The organism is Shewanella seohaensis (assembly GCF_023283775.1).
GTDB classification, from domain to species: Bacteria; Pseudomonadota; Gammaproteobacteria; order Enterobacterales; family Shewanellaceae; genus Shewanella; species Shewanella seohaensis.
The window spans coordinates 61,983-80,622 of the sequence record NZ_JAKILE010000010.1; the positions used below are offsets into that span (position 1 = coordinate 61,983).

Below are 18,640 nucleotides of genomic sequence, written 5' to 3' on the forward strand. Positions count from 1 at the left end.
GTCGGCGGGGTTAATCAAACTTAATCTGTCGCATGGCTTTAGTGGCGCCACGTTGTTTTTTCGCATCTAAGCGTTTGGTTTGGCTGCTTTTGGTCGCGCGGGTTGGAATGCGTTTTTTGGGCACTTCGGCCACGCTGGCAACTAGGGCGATAAATTGCTCCAATGCGGTTTGCCGATTCGCCTCTTGGCTGCGGCTCGCCTGACATTTGATAATGATTTTGCCACTGGCGGTAATCCGATGATCGGCTTTTTGCAGCAGGCGCTGCTGATAAAACTCGGGTAATGACGAGTTTTTAATATCAAAAATCAATTGGGCGGCGGTGGAGACTTTATTTACATTCTGCCCGCCAGCGCCGCTTGAGCGGATAAATTGCCACTCGATTTCATTTTCCGGAAGTTCCACACGGTTTGAGATTTTTATCATGGCAGACTTAGGGTTTTGTCCAATTGCTTTGAGAAGCGAGCAATAACTGCTTATGGCTTTTCAATAGATTTGTTATCATCGGCGCATTCTTGCTGGGCAGGCGTGTTTGCCCGTTTGCAAAATAGTGTTCTCGTTTCGGAGTGCCTTTATGTTATGCCAAATCCCCGATATTGCTAAGGGTGTTATCAGTCTTTTCGCCAGTGGTAGACTCTCATCAACCGATTATCGGACCCGTTTACAGCCGGCCATTAAGAGTTACCGCAAGGATTGGGGACAAGTTTGCCTGTATATCGAGGCGGACGTCTTACTCGAAGGCTGGGAATTTGAGTCGCTAACGGGCAGCGGCGAAGTCCAACTCCCTAATTTTGAAGCCTTAGTATTTGTTGGTGGCCCAGATTGGGTGGGTAACGCTGTGCGTTTACTCGGCCCCTTTATGCAGGGCGAAGTGGCTTGGTTCCCCTTAGAACAAAAAGCCAAAGCTATCGACTGGATTGCGAAACGTTCAACTTTTTAACGGCCCATGGTGGGTATTACTTATAAGGAATTAACTATGTCTTTGTTGAAAACTATGACTGCCAAACCGACCGCTAAATTAGGCGCTATCGCCCTAGTGTTGGCCTTTACCGCAGGCTTAAGTGCCTGTGCGCCAGAGGTGGGCAGTGAAGCTTGGTGTAAGCAAATGAAGGATAAACCATCTGGCGATTGGACGGCGAACGAAGCCGCCGATTACGCAAAACACTGCGTGTTTAAATAAGCTTTTCAAGCGAGTAGCGTCACAGCTTGGCTTCTTTTTAGTTGCAAGCTGTGAACTTATGCTTAGAATCCCTGTCTGAAGTTGCACAAGCTATTGCTTAACAACCTACTGAATTGTCCAAAGGTGATATTTGATTTCGACCGCCAAGCCATTCTTTAGCCGAATGGTCACCCTACTGATAGCCATTATCGTGCTGCAATTTGCGGGCGCGAATTTGGGTGCGCATCAGTTACATGCGGGTAATGGTGCCGAAGAAGCCGAGAATCATCCCCATCTCCAATTTAGTGCGCCCGTGACCACCTTGGCCCAATGTGTGGATTGTGTGTGCCCCAATGAGCAGGCACTCGGATTCAGTGCCGAGGCGTTTGGCGAAACGGCACTCAAGTCGGGCATAGCAACGGCGAGCGTGAGTGGCCATTCACACTTAGTGCAAACCACTGAAATTCAAGATTTTGACCTCTGCCTCGATTGCCAATGTCACGGCGGTCATGTGGCGTTGTTATCCCATACCGAGAGCCAAACGGCTATCGCGTTTGATATGGCCTATGTGCCGGCTGATTTAGCTTATTTCTCGGCAGATCAATTACCTAAGTACCGCCCTCCCATCGCTTAACCTTCAATATCTGCTTATCGCGTATCGCAGCGTTTTTGCGTGTCGCTATAAGCCCTTTATTTATCCCCACAGCATCGATGATGGGTCTAAAACGGCCATGGCTCGTGCTAGCGCTTTGAGCTTATTCGATATTTAACGCCTCTGGGGAGTGTTCGATTGGTATCCGTATGCCTATGGCGTGGGCCAATCAATATTAGATATTGTTAGGAATTGCGATGAATAAAACCATTATCGCCCAGACCTTGTTTGCCCTCATGAGTAGCTTAGTGCTCGTCGGCGGACAGGTTAACTCTGCCGTTGCAGCAACTTCAGCCCTCGAATCCAAAGTGCTTAAGGACGATTCAATCGTCTCATCGGTTGAATTGGCACCAGACAAGCTATTAGCCCCTGAGACTCAAGCCTCACTTAATCAGTGGTTGCCTGAGTTACTCATGCGAATTAATCAGTTACCCGAAGTGCAGGCGCAAATTGCTCGGCAGCAACAGGCAGAGCTTGCCATTGCGGCTGCGGATCGCGCCATCTATAACCCTGAGCTTGGACTCAATTATCAAAACGCCGACACAGATACCTACAGCCTAGGGCTGAGCCAAACCCTAGATTGGGGCGATAAGCGCGGCGTAGCGACTCGCCTTGCCCAGCTCGAGGCGCAAATCCTGTTAGCAGATATACAGTTAGAGCGCAGTCAGATGTTGGCCGAGCGGCTATTGGCGCTGGCCGAGCAGGCGCAGAGCAATAAGGCGCTGACCTTCGCCGAGCAGCAATTAAGGTTTACGCAGGCACAGCTCAATATTGCCGAGCAGCGCTTTGCGGCTGGGGATTTATCCGATGTTGAATTGCAACTGCTTAAACTCGAATTGGCAAGCAATACCGCCGACTATGCGCTGGCCGAACAAGCGGCGTTAGTGGCCGATGGCAAAGTCATCGAATTACTTGGCGTCGATAAGCTGGGATTTCGGGAGTTTATCCCCGAGATTGGCCAATGGGTGTCTAAGATGTCCCCAAAAGCGGATTTACCCGCATTGACCAGTGCCCATCAACAGGTGTTGCTGGCCAAGGCCAATGCCATGAAGGTTAAGGCGGACACTGCGGCCGATCCCACCATCAACCTCGGTGTTGAAAAGGAAGGCGATGACAACAAGTTTGGCGTCGGCGTGGCGATCCCTTTGCAGGTGCGGAATAACTACAGCGAGTTACAGTCGGTTGCCGATAAAGGCATCGCTATCGCGGAGCAGAACTACTTAGCCCGTGAGCGAGTACTTACGGCCAAACAGGCACAATTTGCCAATGCGTTACCCCGTTTACTGGCGCGCTATCAAGATTGGCGTGAGCGAGTCGAAGCCTCGGGGAGTAAAGCCGCTAAATCCTTAAGTGAGCAGTGGCGTTCGGGGGATGTGAGTACTAGCGAGTATTTGCAGAGTCGGCGACAACTCGCGGCCAGCTATTTGGTCGGTTTAAACCTCGAAACGGCAATTTATCAGAGTTGGTTAACTTGGATGGGGGACAGCGGTCAGCTGCTGTCTGTGATCGACAATTTAGTCGACAAATCAAGTTCCACTTCTTCCACAAATGCCGTGCCAGCAAAGTAATCGTGAGGTAACACTATGAATTCATTTACTCAAAAATCGTCTTTCCATACTTTGGGCACAGTGTCTGCTGCGGGCTTAAGGTCGTTATTTACTCCTTCTCGTTTAGCGCTGGCGCTGATGCTTACTTCGTTAACTATTACGACCCCCACCTTCGCGGGTGAAGGCCATGACCACGGCGCCGAAAAGGTGGCCAATACCGCTGAAAAGAGCGTAAGTGCAACAGAAGATGACCATGGTGAGCAGGCGCTCACTTTTACGCCTGCGCAGTTGGAACTTGCCGGCGTGCGCCTGTTGCCCTTGAACAGCGACAGCTTAAGTCTTAGCAATCTTAATCTCGATATTCGGGCGACGGCGACTTTAGTGGTTGACCGTGATAGAACCGCGACCTTAGCGCCGCAGCTGGATGTGCGGGTGCAGGCGCGCCATGTGGTGCCCGGCCAAGAGGTGAAAAAAGGTGAGCCCTTACTGACCTTGGGCGGTGCAGAAGTCGCCAAGGCGCAGGCGGAATATATCAATGCCGCCGCCGAGTGGAGTCGAGTGCGTCGGATGAGCGAGGGCGCGGTGAGCGTGAGCCGCAGAATGCAGGCGCAGGTCGATGCTGAACTTAAGCGAGCAATTCTGGAGGCGATCAAGATGACGGATGCACAGATCCGTACCTTAGAGTCGACTCCAGAAGCTATCGGTAGCTATCAACTTTTAGCGCCTATCGATGGCCGTGTGCAGCAGGATATTGCCATGCTAGGCCAAGTGTTCACCGCTGGCACACCATTAATGCAGTTGACCGATGAGTCGCACCTTTGGGTGGAAGCGCAATTAACCCCGGCGCAGGCGGCCAATGTGAATGTCGGCGGCCCGGCGTTAGTGCAAGTGGGGGATAAAACGCTGGCGGGCAAGATTATTGGCCGTTCCCATGAGCTAGATAGCGTGACCCGCACCGAGCAAATTTTAGTCAGTATGCCCAACCCTGAACATGTGTTACACGCGGGGCAATTTGCCGAGCTGTATTTTGCCGATGCGCCCAAGGGCAGCGACTTATCATCAGGCTTTTCTTCAGGAATTGTCTTGCCCGATGCGGCGCTTACCCGCAGCGGGGATGGCGATTGGCAGATCTTTATTCAAGACGAGGATGGTTTTGAAGCCATTGAGGTGGAGCTGGTGCAGCGTCAGCGTGGCTTAAGCCTAGTGCGCGGCGACAAGTTGGATAAGGCACGACAGGCACAACTAAAAGTGGTGGTGGGAGGCGCATTTTTCTTAGCGTCGGAGCAGGCCAAAGCTGGCTTTGATATTCATGCCCACTAATGCCGATGAGTCGAACCTTATCAAGCCCTATTTTTACGCCTTTTTAAAGGCTTAGGGCGAATGCGCGAGGAATTTATATGTTGCAAAAAGCAATCGAAGCCGCGATTAAAAATCGGCTATTAGTAGTGCTGGCACTACTTGCTGTGGTGGCCGCTAGTGTCGCCATGTTGCCTAAATTGAATCTGGATGCCTTTCCCGATGTGACCAACGTACAGGTGACCATCAATACTGCGGCCGAGGGCTTGGCCGCCGAAGAGGTGGAGAAGCTCATCAGTTATCCGGTCGAATCGGCCATGTATGCCTTGCCAGCGGTGACCGAGGTGCGCTCACTTTCACGTACTGGCTTGTCCATTGTGACCGTGGTATTTGCCGAGGGCACGGATATTTACTTTGCCCGTCAGCAAGTGTTTGAGCAGTTACAGGCGGCGCGGGAGATGATCCCAAGCGGAGTGGGCGTGCCAGAAATTGGCCCTAACACTTCAGGTTTGGGGCAGATTTATCAGTACATTCTGCGGGCTGACCCTAGCTCTGGCATTAATGCCGCCGAGCTGCGTAGCCTTAACGATTACCTCGTTAAACTGATCATGATGCCGGTGGGCGGTGTGACCGATGTTTTATCCTTTGGCGGCGAGGTACGCCAGTATCAAGTGCAGGTCGACCCTAACAAGCTGCGAGCCTATGGTTTGTCGATGGCGCAGGTGAGTGAGGCGCTTGAGAGCAATAACCGCAACGCTGGTGGCTGGTTTATGGACCAAGGCCAGGAGCAATTGGTGGTGCGGGGTTATGGCATGTTACCCGCGGGTGAAGCAGGGCTTGCCGCGATCGCCCAAATTCCGCTGACTGAAGTCCGTGGCACGCCTGTGCGAGTGGGCGACATTGCTAAGGTCGATTTTGGCAGTGAGATCCGTGTTGGGGCCGTGACTATGACGCGCCGCGATGAAGCGGGTCAGGCGCAAGCCTTGGGCGAAGTGGTGGCGGGCGTCGTGCTTAAGCGCATGGGCGCCAACACTAAGGCGACGATTGATGATATCGATGCGCGGATTAATCTGATTGAGCAGGCGCTGCCTAAGGGCGTGTCCTTTGAGGTGTTTTACGACCAAGCGGACTTAGTGGATAAAGCCGTTACCACAGTGCGCGATGCGCTGCTGATGGCCTTTGTGTTTATCGTGGTGATCTTGGCGCTGTTCCTTGTGAATATCCGCGCCACCCTGTTAGTGCTGCTGTCTATCCCTGTATCCATTGGTTTGGCGCTAATGGTGATGTCTTACTATGGCCTGTCTGCCAACTTGATGTCTCTCGGTGGATTAGCGGTGGCCATTGGTATGTTGGTCGATGGTTCTGTGGTGATGGTTGAAAATATTTTCAAACATTTAACTCAGCCAGACCGTCGCCATTTAGCCCAGGCGAGAAGCCGCGCCGATGGCGAAGTTGACCCATATCATGGCGATGAGGATGGCTGTGCTCATGCTTTAGACGCGGATAACAGCATGGCCGTGCGCATTATGCTGGCGGCGAAAGAGGTTTGCAGTCCGATCTTCTTCGCGACCGCCATCATCATTGTGGTGTTTGCGCCGTTATTTGCGCTGGAAGGGGTTGAGGGCAAACTGTTTCAGCCGATGGCGGTCAGCATTATTTTGGCGATGATTTCCGCTTTACTGGTGGCCTTGATTGCCGTGCCTGCACTGGCGGTTTATCTGTTTAAGCGTGGCGTCGTGCTCAAGGAGAGCGTTGTCTTAGCACCTTTGGACTCCGCCTATCGCAAGCTGCTGAGTGCAACACTTGCTCGGCCAAAGTTGGTGATGATCAGCGCGCTGCTGATGTTTGCCATGAGTATGGTTTTGCTGCCCAGGCTGGGGACCGAGTTCGTGCCCGAGCTAGAGGAAGGTACGATTAACCTTAGGGTGACGCTGGCACCGACCGCGAGCCTTGGCACTTCTTTAGATGTAGCGCCAAAGCTTGAGGCCATGTTGCTGGAGTTCCCCGAGGTGGAATATGCCTTGAGCCGTATCGGTGCGCCTGAATTAGGCGGCGATCCTGAGCCTGTCAGCAATATCGAAGTCTATATCGGCCTTAAACCCATCGAAGAATGGCAATCGGCTAGCTCGCGTTTGGAGCTGCAACGGTTAATGGAAGAAAAGCTCAGTGTCTTCCCCGGACTGCTACTCACCTTCTCACAACCGATTGCGACGCGGGTCGATGAGTTGCTCTCTGGGGTAAAGGCGCAGTTGGCGATTAAGCTTTTTGGCCCCGATTTAGATGTCTTATCAGAAAAGGGACAAGTGCTCACCGATCTGGTGGCGAAAATTCCCGGCGCCGTGGATGTGTCACTCGAGCAGGTCAGTGGTGAGGCGCAGCTGGTAGTGCGGCCAGACCGGTCGCAGCTTGCCCGTTATGGCATCAGTGTCGACCAAGTGATGTCGCTAGTCAGCCAAGGGATAGGCGGTGCCAGTGCCGGACAGGTAATCGACGGTAACGCGAGATACGACATCAATTTGCGCCTCGCAGCCGAGTATCGCAGCAGCCCGGATGTGATTAAGGATTTACTCCTTAGCGGCAGTAATGGTGCCACAGTGCGTTTAGGTGAGGTGGCCAGCGTTGAGGTGGAAATGGCGCCGCCGAATATTCGCCGTGATGATGTGCAGCGCCGCGTGGTGGTGCAAGCCAACGTGGCGGGGCGGGACATGGGATCTGTGGTCAAAGATATCTATGCGCTAGTGTCTCAGGCCGATTTGCCCGCAGGATACACGGTAATTGTGGGTGGTCAGTACGAGAACCAGCAGAGGGCACAACAAAAGCTGATGTTGGTGGTGCCTATCTCTATCGCTTTGATTGCCTTGCTGTTGTACTTCTCCTTTGGTGCGCTGAAGCAGGTCTTATTGATCATGGCAAACGTGCCTCTGGCATTGATCGGCGGTATCGTGGCGCTGTTTGTCAGCGGCACTTATCTATCGGTGCCAAGCTCCATTGGTTTTATCACGCTGTTTGGGGTGGCGGTACTCAATGGTGTGGTGTTAGTGGACTCGATTAATCAGCGCAGGCAGAGCGGCGAGTCGCTCTATGACTCGGTTTACGAAGGCACGGTTGGCCGTTTACGCCCAGTGCTGATGACGGCCTTGACTTCGGCCTTGGGCTTGATCCCCATCTTAGTGTCATCGGGTGTGGGCAGTGAAATCCAAAAGCCGCTGGCGGTGGTGATTATCGGCGGGCTGTTTAGCTCTACGGCACTGACGTTATTGGTGTTACCGACCCTGTATCGCTGGTTATATCGCCACGATAAGTCGCCCGCCTAGTGGGATGTTGAGCCTTGGCATCATTTTGTGGCAAGGCTCAATGTTAAAGTTAAAAATCAGTGAGCTATAGTGCGCGATCTAGGCTAGGCTTAGCTCTGGTATTAAGGATTACTATCTCTGGAGAGCATTATGATCGCAGTCATTTTTGAAGTCGTGCCCACGAAAGAAGGCAAGGAAGAATATCTGCACGTGGCAGCTGAGATGCGCCAATATTTAGAAGGGCGTCAGGGGCTGATTTCAATTGAACGGTTTCAGAGCTTAACCGACGATGGCAAGGTGCTGAGCTTATCGTTTTGGGATGATATGGCCTCTATTACCCAATGGCGTAATCAAATGGCCCACAGCATTGCTGAGCAATCTGGCATTGTGCCTTGCTTATTTAACGCTTATCGCATCCGTGTTGCCGAAGTAGTGCAAGACTATAGCGAAACAGTGCACGACGTGCCCGAGTAAGCTAAGCGCTTGAACAAAAACAAAACCCATCGAAGTCGATGGGTTTTTTATTGCAATCAATAAGATAAAAATGGCGTTAGCTTATTTTTCTTGCTGCGCTTTAAGTAGATCGCGGATCTCTGATAACAGCTCTTGATCTTTGGTCGGTGCAGGTGGCGCTTTCGGCGCTTCTTCCTGCTTGCGTTTTAGACTGTTAATGGCTTTTAAGCCCATAAAAATCGCGAAGGCGATAATGGTAAAGTCGATGATGGTTTGAATGAATTTACCGTAAGCAATCACTACCGCTGGCGCATCGCCCTGGGCGGCTTGCAACACTATGCTCAGATCGCTGAAATTCACGCCACCTAAGATGATCCCAATTGGCGGCATAATGATATCGGCTACAAAGGATGAGACTATCTTGCCAAAAGCGGCACCGATGATAATACCCACCGCCATATCGATCACATTGCCACGGGACGCAAAAGCCTTGAACTCTTTAATTAAGCTCATTAGGTTTCCTCCGAAATTAAAAATGAAATGTTAAATTTTATTGTGTTATCTGTATCAGGAAAACCTAAGGGTCTTTTGCTGCCTGTTACCTTGCCAAGCTTATAGGGGCTTAAGGATTAAGGCAATTCTGACATTCGGGATTTATCCTTCGCCGTCTGATTTCACCCTCTGAAAGTTACAATTGTTAAGTTTGACGTGGGGAAGGCTGCTCTTGCTGACCGATAAATTCTGGTACTTCTAATACCTGTGACCCCCATCGTTTGAACAGGGCGGTATAGATAAATTCGATAAAGACGCGATATTTGCGTGGTAAATACGCCCGTTTGGGATAACTGAGCACCACTTTGGTTTGCACCATAGGATAATCGTCGAGGAGCGGCACTAAATAGCCTTTCTCTATCGCTTCCTGCGCAATAATCGACGGCACGGCCGTAATGCCAAGCCCTGCAATGGCGGCTTCGCGGGCAATGGTGACATTGTTTACGGTTAGCTGCGTGACGGGTTCAATCACCACCCAAGACTGGCCATCAAACAGCTTCCACGCCCCTTCAATATGCGCCGACTGTAAGCGAATCGCTTTATGCTTGGCCAAGTCCTGCGGCACTTTGGGTGTGCCGTGTTCGGCTAAATAACTTGGGCTTGCCATCAATGATTTGTAGGCGTTAACTAAGGAATAGCTCTGCAGACGAGTATCGCTCGAGTCGGCGATTTGGAATAACAAATCGATGCCTTCTTCTATCACATCGACCTTGCGGTTAGTGAGCTCAGCCTCAATGGTGATATCGGGATAAAGGGTTAAAAACTGGGCGAAGATAGGCCCGAGAAACAATTGGCCTAACTCGATGGGGCACACAATTTTTAGGTTGCCTTTAATCAATTGCTGGTGGGCGCTGAGCTGATTTTCGGCGCTCTGCAGATCGCTCAAGATCTTATTGATCCGATTGTAGTAACTCGATCCCGCCTCGGTGAGTTTGAGGGCGCGGGTCGTTCGGAATAACAATTGGGTGCCAGTATCGGACTCCAGTTCGGCAATCTTGCGACTGACGGTGGCCTTAGTTAAACCCAGGGCCTTGGCGGCGCCAGTAAAGCTGCCTTGCTCGACTACTTGGGCAAATATCTGCACACGATTGAGATCCATGATTGTTACGCCTGTGAAACAGTGGGTTGATTTTTAACTATCTAATAAACGTGATGAGACAGTAGTACACTAGCACTCACTAATCAAGGAGTCATTCATGTCCAAAAGTAAGCTCATCATCGCCGTTCCACTGATACTCGCCGCTGTCGCGGGGGGCGGCTATTACTGGTGGACGCAAGTACGTTTTATCGAAACCACTGACAACGCCTATGTTGAGGCCGATATCTCCCATGTGAGTGTGAAGGTCCCAGGTTATGTGGTGATATCCGATGTGACCGATAACCAGCATGTGCGCAAGGGCGAGTTATTGGCGCAACTTGAAGATAACCAGTTTAGCGCCAAAGTCAGCCAAGCCGAGGCGTCACTCGCCAGTGCTAAGGCCGATCTGCAAACCTTAGCCGCTAAGGTGGAATTACAACATGCGTTGATCAGTCAAGCGAGTGCGGGCGTGGTCGCGGCGCAGGCCGACAAACTGCGCGCCGAGCAACAGTTAACTCGTGCTAAAAAGTTAAAAGTCAGCAACTACAGCTCACAGGACGATGTCGACCAATTGCAGGCAGGTTTTGATTCTGCCGCCGCTGGGCTGGATGAAGCCAAGGCACTGTTAGTGGCTAAAGAGCGTGAGCTTGCCGTGTTCAATGCCCAGCTTAATCAAGCTGGCTCTGTGGTTGAGCAGTCGAATGCGGCATTGGAGCTGGCTAAAATTCAGCTTAATGATACCCGCGTGACCGCGCCTTTCTCTGGGGTGATTGGTAAACGCGGCGCCATGGTGGGGCAATATGTGCAGCCCGGCCAGGCTCTCTACAGTTTGGTTCCGGATGGGGCTGTGTGGATCACGGCGAACTTTAAAGAAACCCAAATCCAACATATGCAACCTGGGCAGTCGGTGCAGGTCAGTCTCGATGCGTTTCCCGACAAAACCTTTACAGGTGTTATCGATAGTCTGTCGCCGGCGTCCGGAGCCAAATTCAGTCTGCTGCCCGCCGAAAATGCCACGGGTAACTTCACTAAAATCGTGCAACGTATTCCGGTGCGGATCCGTTTAGATCTCTCAGAAGAAGAGGCGCGTGTCGTCCCCGGTTTAAGTGCCGTGGTCAAGGTCGATACTGCGTCGCACCCGACGACAGCCATCGCTGCTAACGTCGGTCGCTAAGTAGGTCGTTAACATGAGCACAATTGCTGCGGCACCTGAGGCTATCGCCGCGGGGGCAACACCGAGCGAATATGAGCGTGGTAGTCGCCGTTCGTGGATTGCTGTTTTCGGTGGTTTGATTGGCGCCTTTATGGCGATCCTCGATATTCAAATCACTAATGCCTCGATGAAGGAAATCCAAGGCAGTCTTGGGGCAACGCTGGAGGAAGGCAGTTGGATTTCAACGGCTTATCTGGTTGCCGAGATGATTGCGATCCCGCTCTCGGGTTGGTTAAGCACAGGGCTTTCGGTCAGGCGTTATCTGCTGTGGACCACAGCTGCCTTTATCTTTGCTTCTATCCTGTGCTCGATTTCGTGGAACCTCGAGGCCATGATCGCCTTTCGGGCGTTGCAGGGTTTCTTTGGTGGCGCGTTGATCCCGCTAGCCTTTCGGCTGATCTTAGAATTTTTACCCGAGAATAAACGTGCCGTGGGGATGGCGTTATTCGGGGTGACGGCGACGTTTGCACCCTCGATTGGCCCAACCTTAGGTGGTTGGTTAACTGAGCATTTTAGTTGGCATTACCTGTTTTATATCAACGTGCCGCCCGGATTGCTGGTGATGGCGATGTTGGCCTATGGTCTCGAAAAGCGCCCCGTGGTGTGGGACAAGCTGAAAAATGCCGACTTAGCGGGCATTGTCACTATGGCGCTGGGTATGGGCTGCCTCGAGGTGGTACTTGAGGAAGGTAACCGCAAGGATTGGTTTGGCTCGGATCTGATCCGCAATCTCGCCATCATTGCCGCGGTGAATTTAGTGCTGTTTGTGTGGATCCAGCTTAAACGTAAAGATCCTTTAGTGAATTTACGCCTGCTCGGTAAACGCGATTTTGTGCTTTCGACCATAGCTTACTTTTTGCTGGGGATGGCACTCTTTGGTGCTATCTATTTGATCCCACTTTATTTGTCTCAAGTGCATGATTACACGCCGCTGGAAATCGGCGAAGTCATTATGTGGATGGGCTTCCCGCAGTTGTTGGTATTGCCATTAGTGCCGCGTTTAATGCAACGTTTCGACGGGCGATACTTAGCCGCCTTCGGCTTTTTTATGTTTGCCCTCAGTTATTACATGAATAGCCAAATGACCGCCGATTACGCGGGGCCGCAAATGATCGCCTCCCAAGTGGTGCGCGCCTTAGGCCAGCCCTTTATCTTAGTGCCGATTGGCATGTTGGCGACGGCCCATTTAAAGCCCCATGAGAATCCTTCGGCTTCGACCGTACTGAACGTGATGCGTAATTTAGGCGGTGCCTTTGGTATCGCGCTGGTGGCGACCTTAACTGATAACTTGGCCCGCAGCCATTTGGCCCATGTTAAGGAGTCTTTGCCTGCGGTCAGCACACAGGCGCAGGACTATTTGAATCAGAGCGCCAGTATGTTGCAACAGGGCGGCTCGGATCCCTATACCGCCACCATGCAGGCCAAGGCTCTGTTAGGACAAACCATGAGTCAGCAGGCGTATATTCAAGCCTATAACGATGTGTTTTTGATTATGGGTGCCCTGTTGTTAATTGCCGTGGTGGCTGTGCTGCTTATCCGTAAACCTCAAGGGCCAGTCGCCCACGATGCGGTAATTGAATAAGACTGACTCATTTCGTTTTCGCAATGCGTAACCCTTGCGCCTTAATTCCCCCAGGATTAAGGCGCTTTTTTATGCGGCGACCGCTGTGATAGACTCGGACTCTTTTCCGGTTGTACGCAGAGCCTTTTTATGTCGATACAAGATTCAGTCGAATGGCAAAATCTTAAATTTAATCAATTAACTGCTAACACTTTGTATGAGATTCTCAAACTGAGAGTCGATGTGTTTGTGGTCGAGCAGGCCTGTGCTTATCCAGAGCTTGACGATAAAGATAGACACCCTGAAACCCTGCATTTAATCGGCCTATCGCCAGCAGGCGAGTTGCTCACCTATGCCCGCATTTTGCCTCCGGGGCTGAGTTATCCCGAGGCTAGTATTGGCCGAGTCGTCGTGTCTCCAGCGGGACGAGGTAAAGGGCTGGCAATGCCTTTGATGCAACAGGCGATTGAATCGGCACTCAGCACTTGGCCTGCTGCAGGTATCCAAATTGGTGCTCAGGATTATCTGAAAAACTTCTACCAAAAACTTGGGTTTAACGCCTGTTCCGACATGTATTTGGAAGATGGCATTCCCCATTTAGATATGCGCTATCAGCCAGCGTAAGCGGCGATCAATATAAGCAATGCGTGTAAGCATCCAAATTAAGCCAATTAAGGAACCGAAATGACAACTTCAACGGACTATAAAATCAATCAACAACAAATTGCCTGCGTGGCAAGTTTTCTGGCTAAAGAGGGCAAAACTGAAGCGCTGATCGCCGCGCTTGCGAGCCTTATTCCTGACACGCGCCGCGAAGCAGGCTGCATCCGTTATGAGCTCAATGTCAGCCGTGATGAACCGCGCCGCGTGACCTTTGTGGAGAAGTTTGTCGATATCGCGGCGTTCGATGAGCACTGCGCTAAGGATGCCATTCAGCATTATTTCCATCAGGTGATGCCCGAGTTAGTCGAGTCTTTCCATGTGGAAACTTACCATCAAGTCATCGCTTAATTTATCTGGCTTAACAGGAGTTTGCAGTGTTAATTAACTACATTGAACCTGTATTTAGACCGCCATCAGAATGGAAGTCATTAATACTGCAAGTGACTAACGGTTGTAGTTGGAATCAGTGCAGTTTTTGTGATATGTACACCCAGCCGCAAAAAGCCTTTAGAGCACAAAAACTCGATAAGATTGAACAAGATATTCTCGCAATAGCCCAAACTGGTATGCCAGTATCGCGGGTGTTTTTGGCCGATGGTGATGCTATGAGCTTACCCTTTGCACGGCTAGAGGCGATTTGCGAGTTAATCCATAAGCACTTACCACAGGTTACGCGGATCAGCAGTTATTGTTTGCCGCGTAACTTGAATAATAAAACCCCTGAGCAGCTCGCTCGGCTGCGGGAGTTAGGCCTAAGTCTACTGTACGTTGGCTGCGAAAGTGGTGATGACGAAGTGCTGACCAAGATTAAAAAAGGCGAAACTTTCGAGTCATCGCTGGCGGCATTACAAAAAATTCGTGCGGCGGGAATGAAGTCTTCTGTCATGATCCTCAATGGCTTAGGTGGCGTAGCATTATCGCAGCAACATGCTATCAACTCAGCCAAGTTGATGAATGCTGCCCAGCCCGATTATTTATCCACATTGGTGGTTACTTTGCCGCTCGGTACAAAGCGGATGGATGCCGTGTTTGATGGCCAGTTTCAGTTGCCGGACCAATTGGGATTATTCCAAGAAATGCAAACCCTGCTTAGCCATTTAGAGCTGGAGCAAACGATTTTTCGCTCCGATCATGCCTCTAATTACCTTGTGCTAAAAGGAGTATTAGGTAAGGACAAGGCCAAATTGCTGGCACAAGTCGAGCAGGCGATTAACGCGCCGCGCAGCATTCCCTTAAGGCAGGAATGGCAGCGGGGTTTGTAATTGAGGCCGAGTAAAAAGCCCCAGGAAGATGCTGGGGCTTTTTTATTGGAAACGGATCAGCAGTGCTTAGAAATTATAACGAACGCTGACTTTGTAGCTGCGTGGCTCGCCAGGCATAGTCCACATCGATGAATAAGAGCTTTGATAGTAAACTTCGTCGAATAGGTTAGTGATATTAAATTGCAGGCTAACATCCTGATTTAACGCGTAGGTGCTAAATAAATTCACTAAGGTATATGCCGGCAGTATGTAGTTTGGATCAATGGTTTCACCTAAGCGATCGCCCACATAAAGCACTGTCGCTCCCGCGGAGGCATCGGAACCAAACAATGAAGTATCATGTTTTAGCGTGAGATGACCATTGTGTTTTGGAATGTTGATTAAACGACTGCCTTCGGGAATGCTCACGCCCCAATCTGCGTTGAGAATATCGTTAGCTGTCTTGGCATCGGTATAGGCGTAGGATAGCAACAGCTGAGTATTGGCTGTTAGGTAGGCAGCCAAATCCAGCTCAACCCCTTGGCTATCGGCTTTACCTAGTGCCGCTGAAAAACCTGAATTCACAGGGTCTGCAGTTAGCACATTACTCTTTTCGGCGCGGAAGAGGGCGATAGAGCCTGTCAGATTTTCTAACTCAAACTTAGTACCTAGCTCATAGGATTTACTCTCTTCGGGTTCGAATGCGACACCGCGATAATCAGAACCTGTGTTAGGGCGAAAACCTTCAGAGTAACTGCCATAGAGGCTTAACCAAGGTTGCCATTCGTAAACGATACCAGCTCTTGGACTAAAGACATTTTGGGTTTGATTGGATTCTGTCTGATTTTTATGGTTTTCAATGCTTTGCTCGAAACTGTCAAAGCGGCCACCTAAGGTGAGTTTCCATTTTTCGCTGAGATCGAGTTGATCCTGAAGATAGATCCCATAGTTATCCTGAGTCTCTACTTGGTTGTAGAGCAGGGCGCCTTCGGGCGCAATTTGTCCATAGACTGGATTGTAAACATTGATGCTGTAAGTGGTATCGCCAGCTGCTGGGCGGAAGCGCTCCCAATATTTGTCAAAATGGAAGTGATAACCGTCTGCGCCAATGAGAAGGTGGTGGCTAATATCGCCAGTCTCGACTTTACCGCTTAACTCAATGCGGCCCGATAAGTCCGTTGAGGTGAAGTTACGGTAGTTATGTTGACGGCTTAGGGTTTCACCGTCGATGTTGAGCATTTGGCGACTTTTCACCAGCTCTGGATCGCTCGAGTAGCCTTCAAGTCCTGTGTCGCGGTAGCTAATACCTGATAATAAACTCCAGTTACCAAAGTCATGTTCTAAGGTAAATTGGTGGGCTAACAAATCTATTTGGGTTGCATCATCGCTGGCTTCACCTAGATATCTATCAATGGGTAAGGCTTTAATGTCGCCGTCAATAGCCACAATCCCGCGGTCGAAGGGGACTTTTTGGTTTGCATATTCCAGTTCATAGCTTAGGCGCGTAGTATCGCTGGCTACCCAAAGCAAAGAGGGGGTTAAAATCCGTTTTTCCGAATCAACAGGATTGCGAAAGCTCCCCTTATCTTCATATGCACCATTAACCCTAAAGGCTAAATCGTCGGTAATGGCGTTAGTATAATCCCCCTCAAGACGGTAATTATCCCAGCGACCAGCACTGGCTTGCAGATAGCCTTCTTGGAAAAATTTAGGTTTTTTGGTGATGATATTGATGGTGCCGCCAGGTTCTGCACGGCCATAAAGAGCAGATCCTGGACCTTTCATAATCTCGATACTTTCTACGTTCGCAGTATCACGGGTACCACCAAAACCACGTCCCGCATCATAACCATTAACTAGATAACCCGAGGGAACGTTTTCATCGCCCACAAAGCCGCGCACGGCGAAACTATCCCACATACCACCAAAATTATTTTGACGATTGACTGAGCTCGATAAATCCAGCGCATCCATCAGCGTCGATATACCTGCATCGCTAATTTGCTCCATCGACAGGCTTTCTACCGCCTGTGGCTGAGCTTTCAGTGGCACATCCCCTCGAAATGGTTGGCGAATACCTTTGACTTCGAGGTGTTCGATATTGGGCGTGGACTCTTCGGCATAAACTGTTTGAGTAAGCACACTTAAAATGGCGATTTGAATAAGGGATACACGAAAAATGCCTTTAGTAGACATATGGATTGGCTCCGGAGTTTGGCAATTATCTAATGTTTTTATGATTACAGAGCTTTGGTTTGATGATGTGGTAGAGGAGAGAAAACAACATATTGCACCATAACTTTTAGCTTAGTACGGATTTTAATGGCAACCATTATCATTTGCAATTGATGGTTTTTATATCCATTTAGCTGATGTGATCTTGTTCAAACAATATCCTTCTTAAATTTAAATAGGCTATAGACAGAATTTATTTTGATTATGATGATTATATATATATGTTTTTTCATATATGCTTTATTCCATATGTGATCTGATCATTTTGGGAGCACTCGATGCAACCCGTGGCATTTTTTAAGGCTCTTGCCGATGAGACTCGGCTGAAATGTTTACTGCTGATCCAGCGGGAAGGGGAGCTGTGCGTTTGTGAATTAATGGCCGCGCTGTCGGAGATCCAACCTAAGATCTCCCGGCATTTAGCGCAGTTAAAAAAAGCAGGGATCTTAGTCGATAGGCGCCAAGGTCAATGGGTTTTTTATCAAATCAATCCCGAGTTGAGTGCTTGGTGTCAGCAAGTATTAGCGCAAAGTTGTGAGGCTAATAGCCCGTTTTTAGCTGAAAGTATGCAGAACCTGTGCAGCATGGGGGCTCGTCCCGAACGCGCTAAAGCCTGTTGCTGAGTCGCAAACAATGCAATTTGTGAGTCGAGGTTGTTATGGGGATCTTTGAACGTTATTTAAGTGTCTGGGTTGGCTTGAGTATTCTTGCTGGAGTCATGCTTGGGAATCTGGCGCCAGAGGCATTTTCCGCTATCGCGGCTGTCGAGTTGGCCCATGTGAATTTGATTATTGCGTTATTCATCTGGGTGATGATCTATCCCATGATGGTGCAGATTGACTTTTCGGTGGTTAAACATGTCGGTAAAAACCCCAAGGGGTTGTTGCTGACACTCACTATTAACTGGCTAATTAAACCCTTCACCATGGCCTTGCTCGGTTGGTTTTTCTTCAAATGGGTGTTTGCTCCTTGGGTCGACCCGCAAACGGCGGGTGAGTATATCGCGGGGATGATTCTGCTCGGCGTCGCTCCTTGTACCGCCATGGTATTTGTTTGGAGCCAACTGACGAAGGGCGATCCTAACTACACTTTAGTGCAAGTCTCTGTTAACGATATCATTATGGTGTTTTTGTTTGCGCCGCTCTGCGCGTTGTTGCTGGGGGTGAGTGATATTCAAGTGCCGTGGGAAACCCTGCTGCTTTCAGTGGTGTTGTATGTCTTATTGCCCTTAGTCGCAGGCGTGTTAACTCGAAAACGCCTAGAGGCAAGCCATGGTGCCAGCGCGGTGCCGCAGCTATTAGCTAAACTCAAACCTTGGTCTGTGATAGGGCTACTGGCGACTGTTGTGCTGTTATTTGGTTTTCAGGCCAAAACTATAGTGACACAGCCACAAAATATTCTACTCATAGCTATCCCTTTGATTATTCAGACCTATGGCATTTTTATTTTGACTTACTGGTTGGCGCTAAAGCTCAAATTGACCCATGCGATTGCCGCGCCCGCGAGCATGATAGGTTCTTCTAACTTCTTTGAATTAGCTGTGGCCGTGGCGATTTCGCTCTTTGGTTTACATTCGGGGGCGGCGCTTGCGACCGTGGTAGGCGTGTTGGTCGAAGTGCCTGTGATGTTGTCTTTGGTGTACTTTGCCAATCGCACCCGCCATTGGTTTGCGACTTAATCTGTTTTCAAAATAATTATA

18 protein-coding genes are annotated in these 18,640 nt (G+C 50.1%); 14 read left to right on the plus strand and 4 right to left on the minus strand.

Going from position 1 to position 18,640, the window contains the following annotated elements; genetic code table 11:
- Positions 1-10: 10 nt before the first annotated feature.
- On the minus strand, positions 11-424 hold the full coding sequence (gene arfB, locus L2713_RS12840; RefSeq protein WP_248968167.1) for an alternative ribosome rescue aminoacyl-tRNA hydrolase ArfB: 414 nt from the start codon (positions 422-424) through the stop codon (positions 11-13).
- 148 nt (positions 425-572) lie between these two features.
- On the opposite strand from arfB, the gene L2713_RS12845 reads away from it, so the two are divergent.
- The 7 genes from L2713_RS12845 to L2713_RS12875 all read left to right on the plus strand — a co-directional run bounded on the left by L2713_RS12845 (position 573) and on the right by L2713_RS12875 (position 8,419).
- Entirely contained in the window at positions 573-938 is a 366-nt protein-coding gene (locus L2713_RS12845) for a SpoIIAA family protein (RefSeq protein WP_011621315.1), read from the plus strand.
- Positions 939-974: 36 nt separating this feature from the next.
- Positions 975-1,178 (plus strand): DUF3012 domain-containing protein, encoded by a 204-nt coding sequence (locus L2713_RS12850; RefSeq protein WP_011621316.1) that lies wholly within the window; start codon positions 975-977, stop codon positions 1,176-1,178.
- A 163-nt stretch (positions 1,179-1,341) separates the two neighbouring features.
- Positions 1,342-1,791, plus strand: a complete 450-nt coding sequence (locus L2713_RS12855; RefSeq protein WP_248968233.1) for a hypothetical protein — start codon at positions 1,342-1,344, stop codon at positions 1,789-1,791.
- 215 nt (positions 1,792-2,006) lie between these two features.
- A complete protein-coding gene (locus tag L2713_RS12860; protein WP_248968168.1) occupies positions 2,007-3,377 on the plus strand; it encodes a TolC family protein in 1,371 nt (456 codons plus the stop codon).
- Between the two features lie 15 nt (positions 3,378-3,392).
- Complete coding sequence (locus L2713_RS12865) at positions 3,393-4,676, plus strand: efflux RND transporter periplasmic adaptor subunit (protein WP_248968169.1); 1,284 nt, start codon at positions 3,393-3,395, stop codon at positions 4,674-4,676.
- Between the two features lie 77 nt (positions 4,677-4,753).
- On the plus strand, positions 4,754-7,966 hold the full coding sequence (locus tag L2713_RS12870; protein ID WP_248968170.1) for an efflux RND transporter permease subunit: 3,213 nt from the start codon (positions 4,754-4,756) through the stop codon (positions 7,964-7,966).
- Between the two features lie 129 nt (positions 7,967-8,095).
- Positions 8,096-8,419 carry an antibiotic biosynthesis monooxygenase family protein gene (locus L2713_RS12875; protein ID WP_248968171.1) on the plus strand — a complete coding sequence of 108 codons (324 nt, stop codon included), beginning with the start codon at positions 8,096-8,098 and terminating at the stop codon, positions 8,417-8,419.
- Positions 8,420-8,500: 81 nt separating this feature from the next.
- Here L2713_RS12875 and mscL read toward each other — a convergent pair whose 3' ends face one another.
- Complete coding sequence (mscL, locus tag L2713_RS12880) at positions 8,501-8,911, minus strand: large-conductance mechanosensitive channel protein MscL (RefSeq protein ID WP_011715722.1); 411 nt, start codon at positions 8,909-8,911, stop codon at positions 8,501-8,503.
- A gap of 184 nt (positions 8,912-9,095) precedes the next feature.
- Positions 9,096-10,049 carry a LysR family transcriptional regulator gene (locus tag L2713_RS12885; RefSeq protein WP_086902983.1) on the minus strand — a complete coding sequence of 318 codons (954 nt, stop codon included), beginning with the start codon at positions 10,047-10,049 and terminating at the stop codon, positions 9,096-9,098.
- A gap of 97 nt (positions 10,050-10,146) precedes the next feature.
- On the opposite strand from L2713_RS12885, the gene L2713_RS12890 reads away from it, so the two are divergent.
- The 5 genes from L2713_RS12890 to L2713_RS12910 all read left to right on the plus strand — a co-directional run bounded on the left by L2713_RS12890 (position 10,147) and on the right by L2713_RS12910 (position 14,727).
- Positions 10,147-11,202: an HlyD family secretion protein gene (locus tag L2713_RS12890; RefSeq protein WP_248968172.1), complete on the plus strand. Its 1,056-nt coding sequence runs from the start codon at positions 10,147-10,149 to the stop codon at positions 11,200-11,202.
- Positions 11,203-11,215: 13 nt separating this feature from the next.
- Entirely contained in the window at positions 11,216-12,823 is a 1,608-nt protein-coding gene (locus L2713_RS12895) for a DHA2 family efflux MFS transporter permease subunit (RefSeq protein WP_248968173.1), read from the plus strand.
- Positions 12,824-12,952: 129 nt separating this feature from the next.
- Positions 12,953-13,426 carry a GNAT family N-acetyltransferase gene (locus L2713_RS12900; RefSeq protein WP_248968174.1) on the plus strand — a complete coding sequence of 158 codons (474 nt, stop codon included), beginning with the start codon at positions 12,953-12,955 and terminating at the stop codon, positions 13,424-13,426.
- A 60-nt stretch (positions 13,427-13,486) separates the two neighbouring features.
- Positions 13,487-13,813, plus strand: a complete 327-nt coding sequence (locus tag L2713_RS12905; RefSeq protein ID WP_248968175.1) for a putative quinol monooxygenase — start codon at positions 13,487-13,489, stop codon at positions 13,811-13,813.
- Positions 13,814-13,839: 26 nt separating this feature from the next.
- On the plus strand, positions 13,840-14,727 hold the full coding sequence (locus tag L2713_RS12910; RefSeq protein ID WP_248968176.1) for a radical SAM protein: 888 nt from the start codon (positions 13,840-13,842) through the stop codon (positions 14,725-14,727).
- A gap of 66 nt (positions 14,728-14,793) precedes the next feature.
- Here L2713_RS12910 and L2713_RS12915 read toward each other — a convergent pair whose 3' ends face one another.
- Positions 14,794-16,902: a TonB-dependent siderophore receptor gene (locus L2713_RS12915; protein WP_248968177.1), complete on the minus strand. Its 2,109-nt coding sequence runs from the start codon at positions 16,900-16,902 to the stop codon at positions 14,794-14,796.
- Between the two features lie 317 nt (positions 16,903-17,219).
- Here L2713_RS12915 and L2713_RS12920 point away from each other — a divergent pair, with 317 nt between their 5' ends.
- Both L2713_RS12920 and arsB read left to right on the plus strand, forming a co-directional pair.
- Positions 17,220-17,564 (plus strand): metalloregulator ArsR/SmtB family transcription factor, encoded by a 345-nt coding sequence (locus L2713_RS12920; protein WP_011627301.1) that lies wholly within the window; start codon positions 17,220-17,222, stop codon positions 17,562-17,564.
- 35 nt (positions 17,565-17,599) lie between these two features.
- The gene (gene arsB, locus L2713_RS12925) at positions 17,600-18,619 is read left to right on the plus strand and encodes an ACR3 family arsenite efflux transporter (protein ID WP_248968178.1); all 1,020 of its coding nucleotides are present in this window, start codon (positions 17,600-17,602) and stop codon (positions 18,617-18,619) included.
- Positions 18,620-18,640 lie beyond the last annotated feature (21 nt).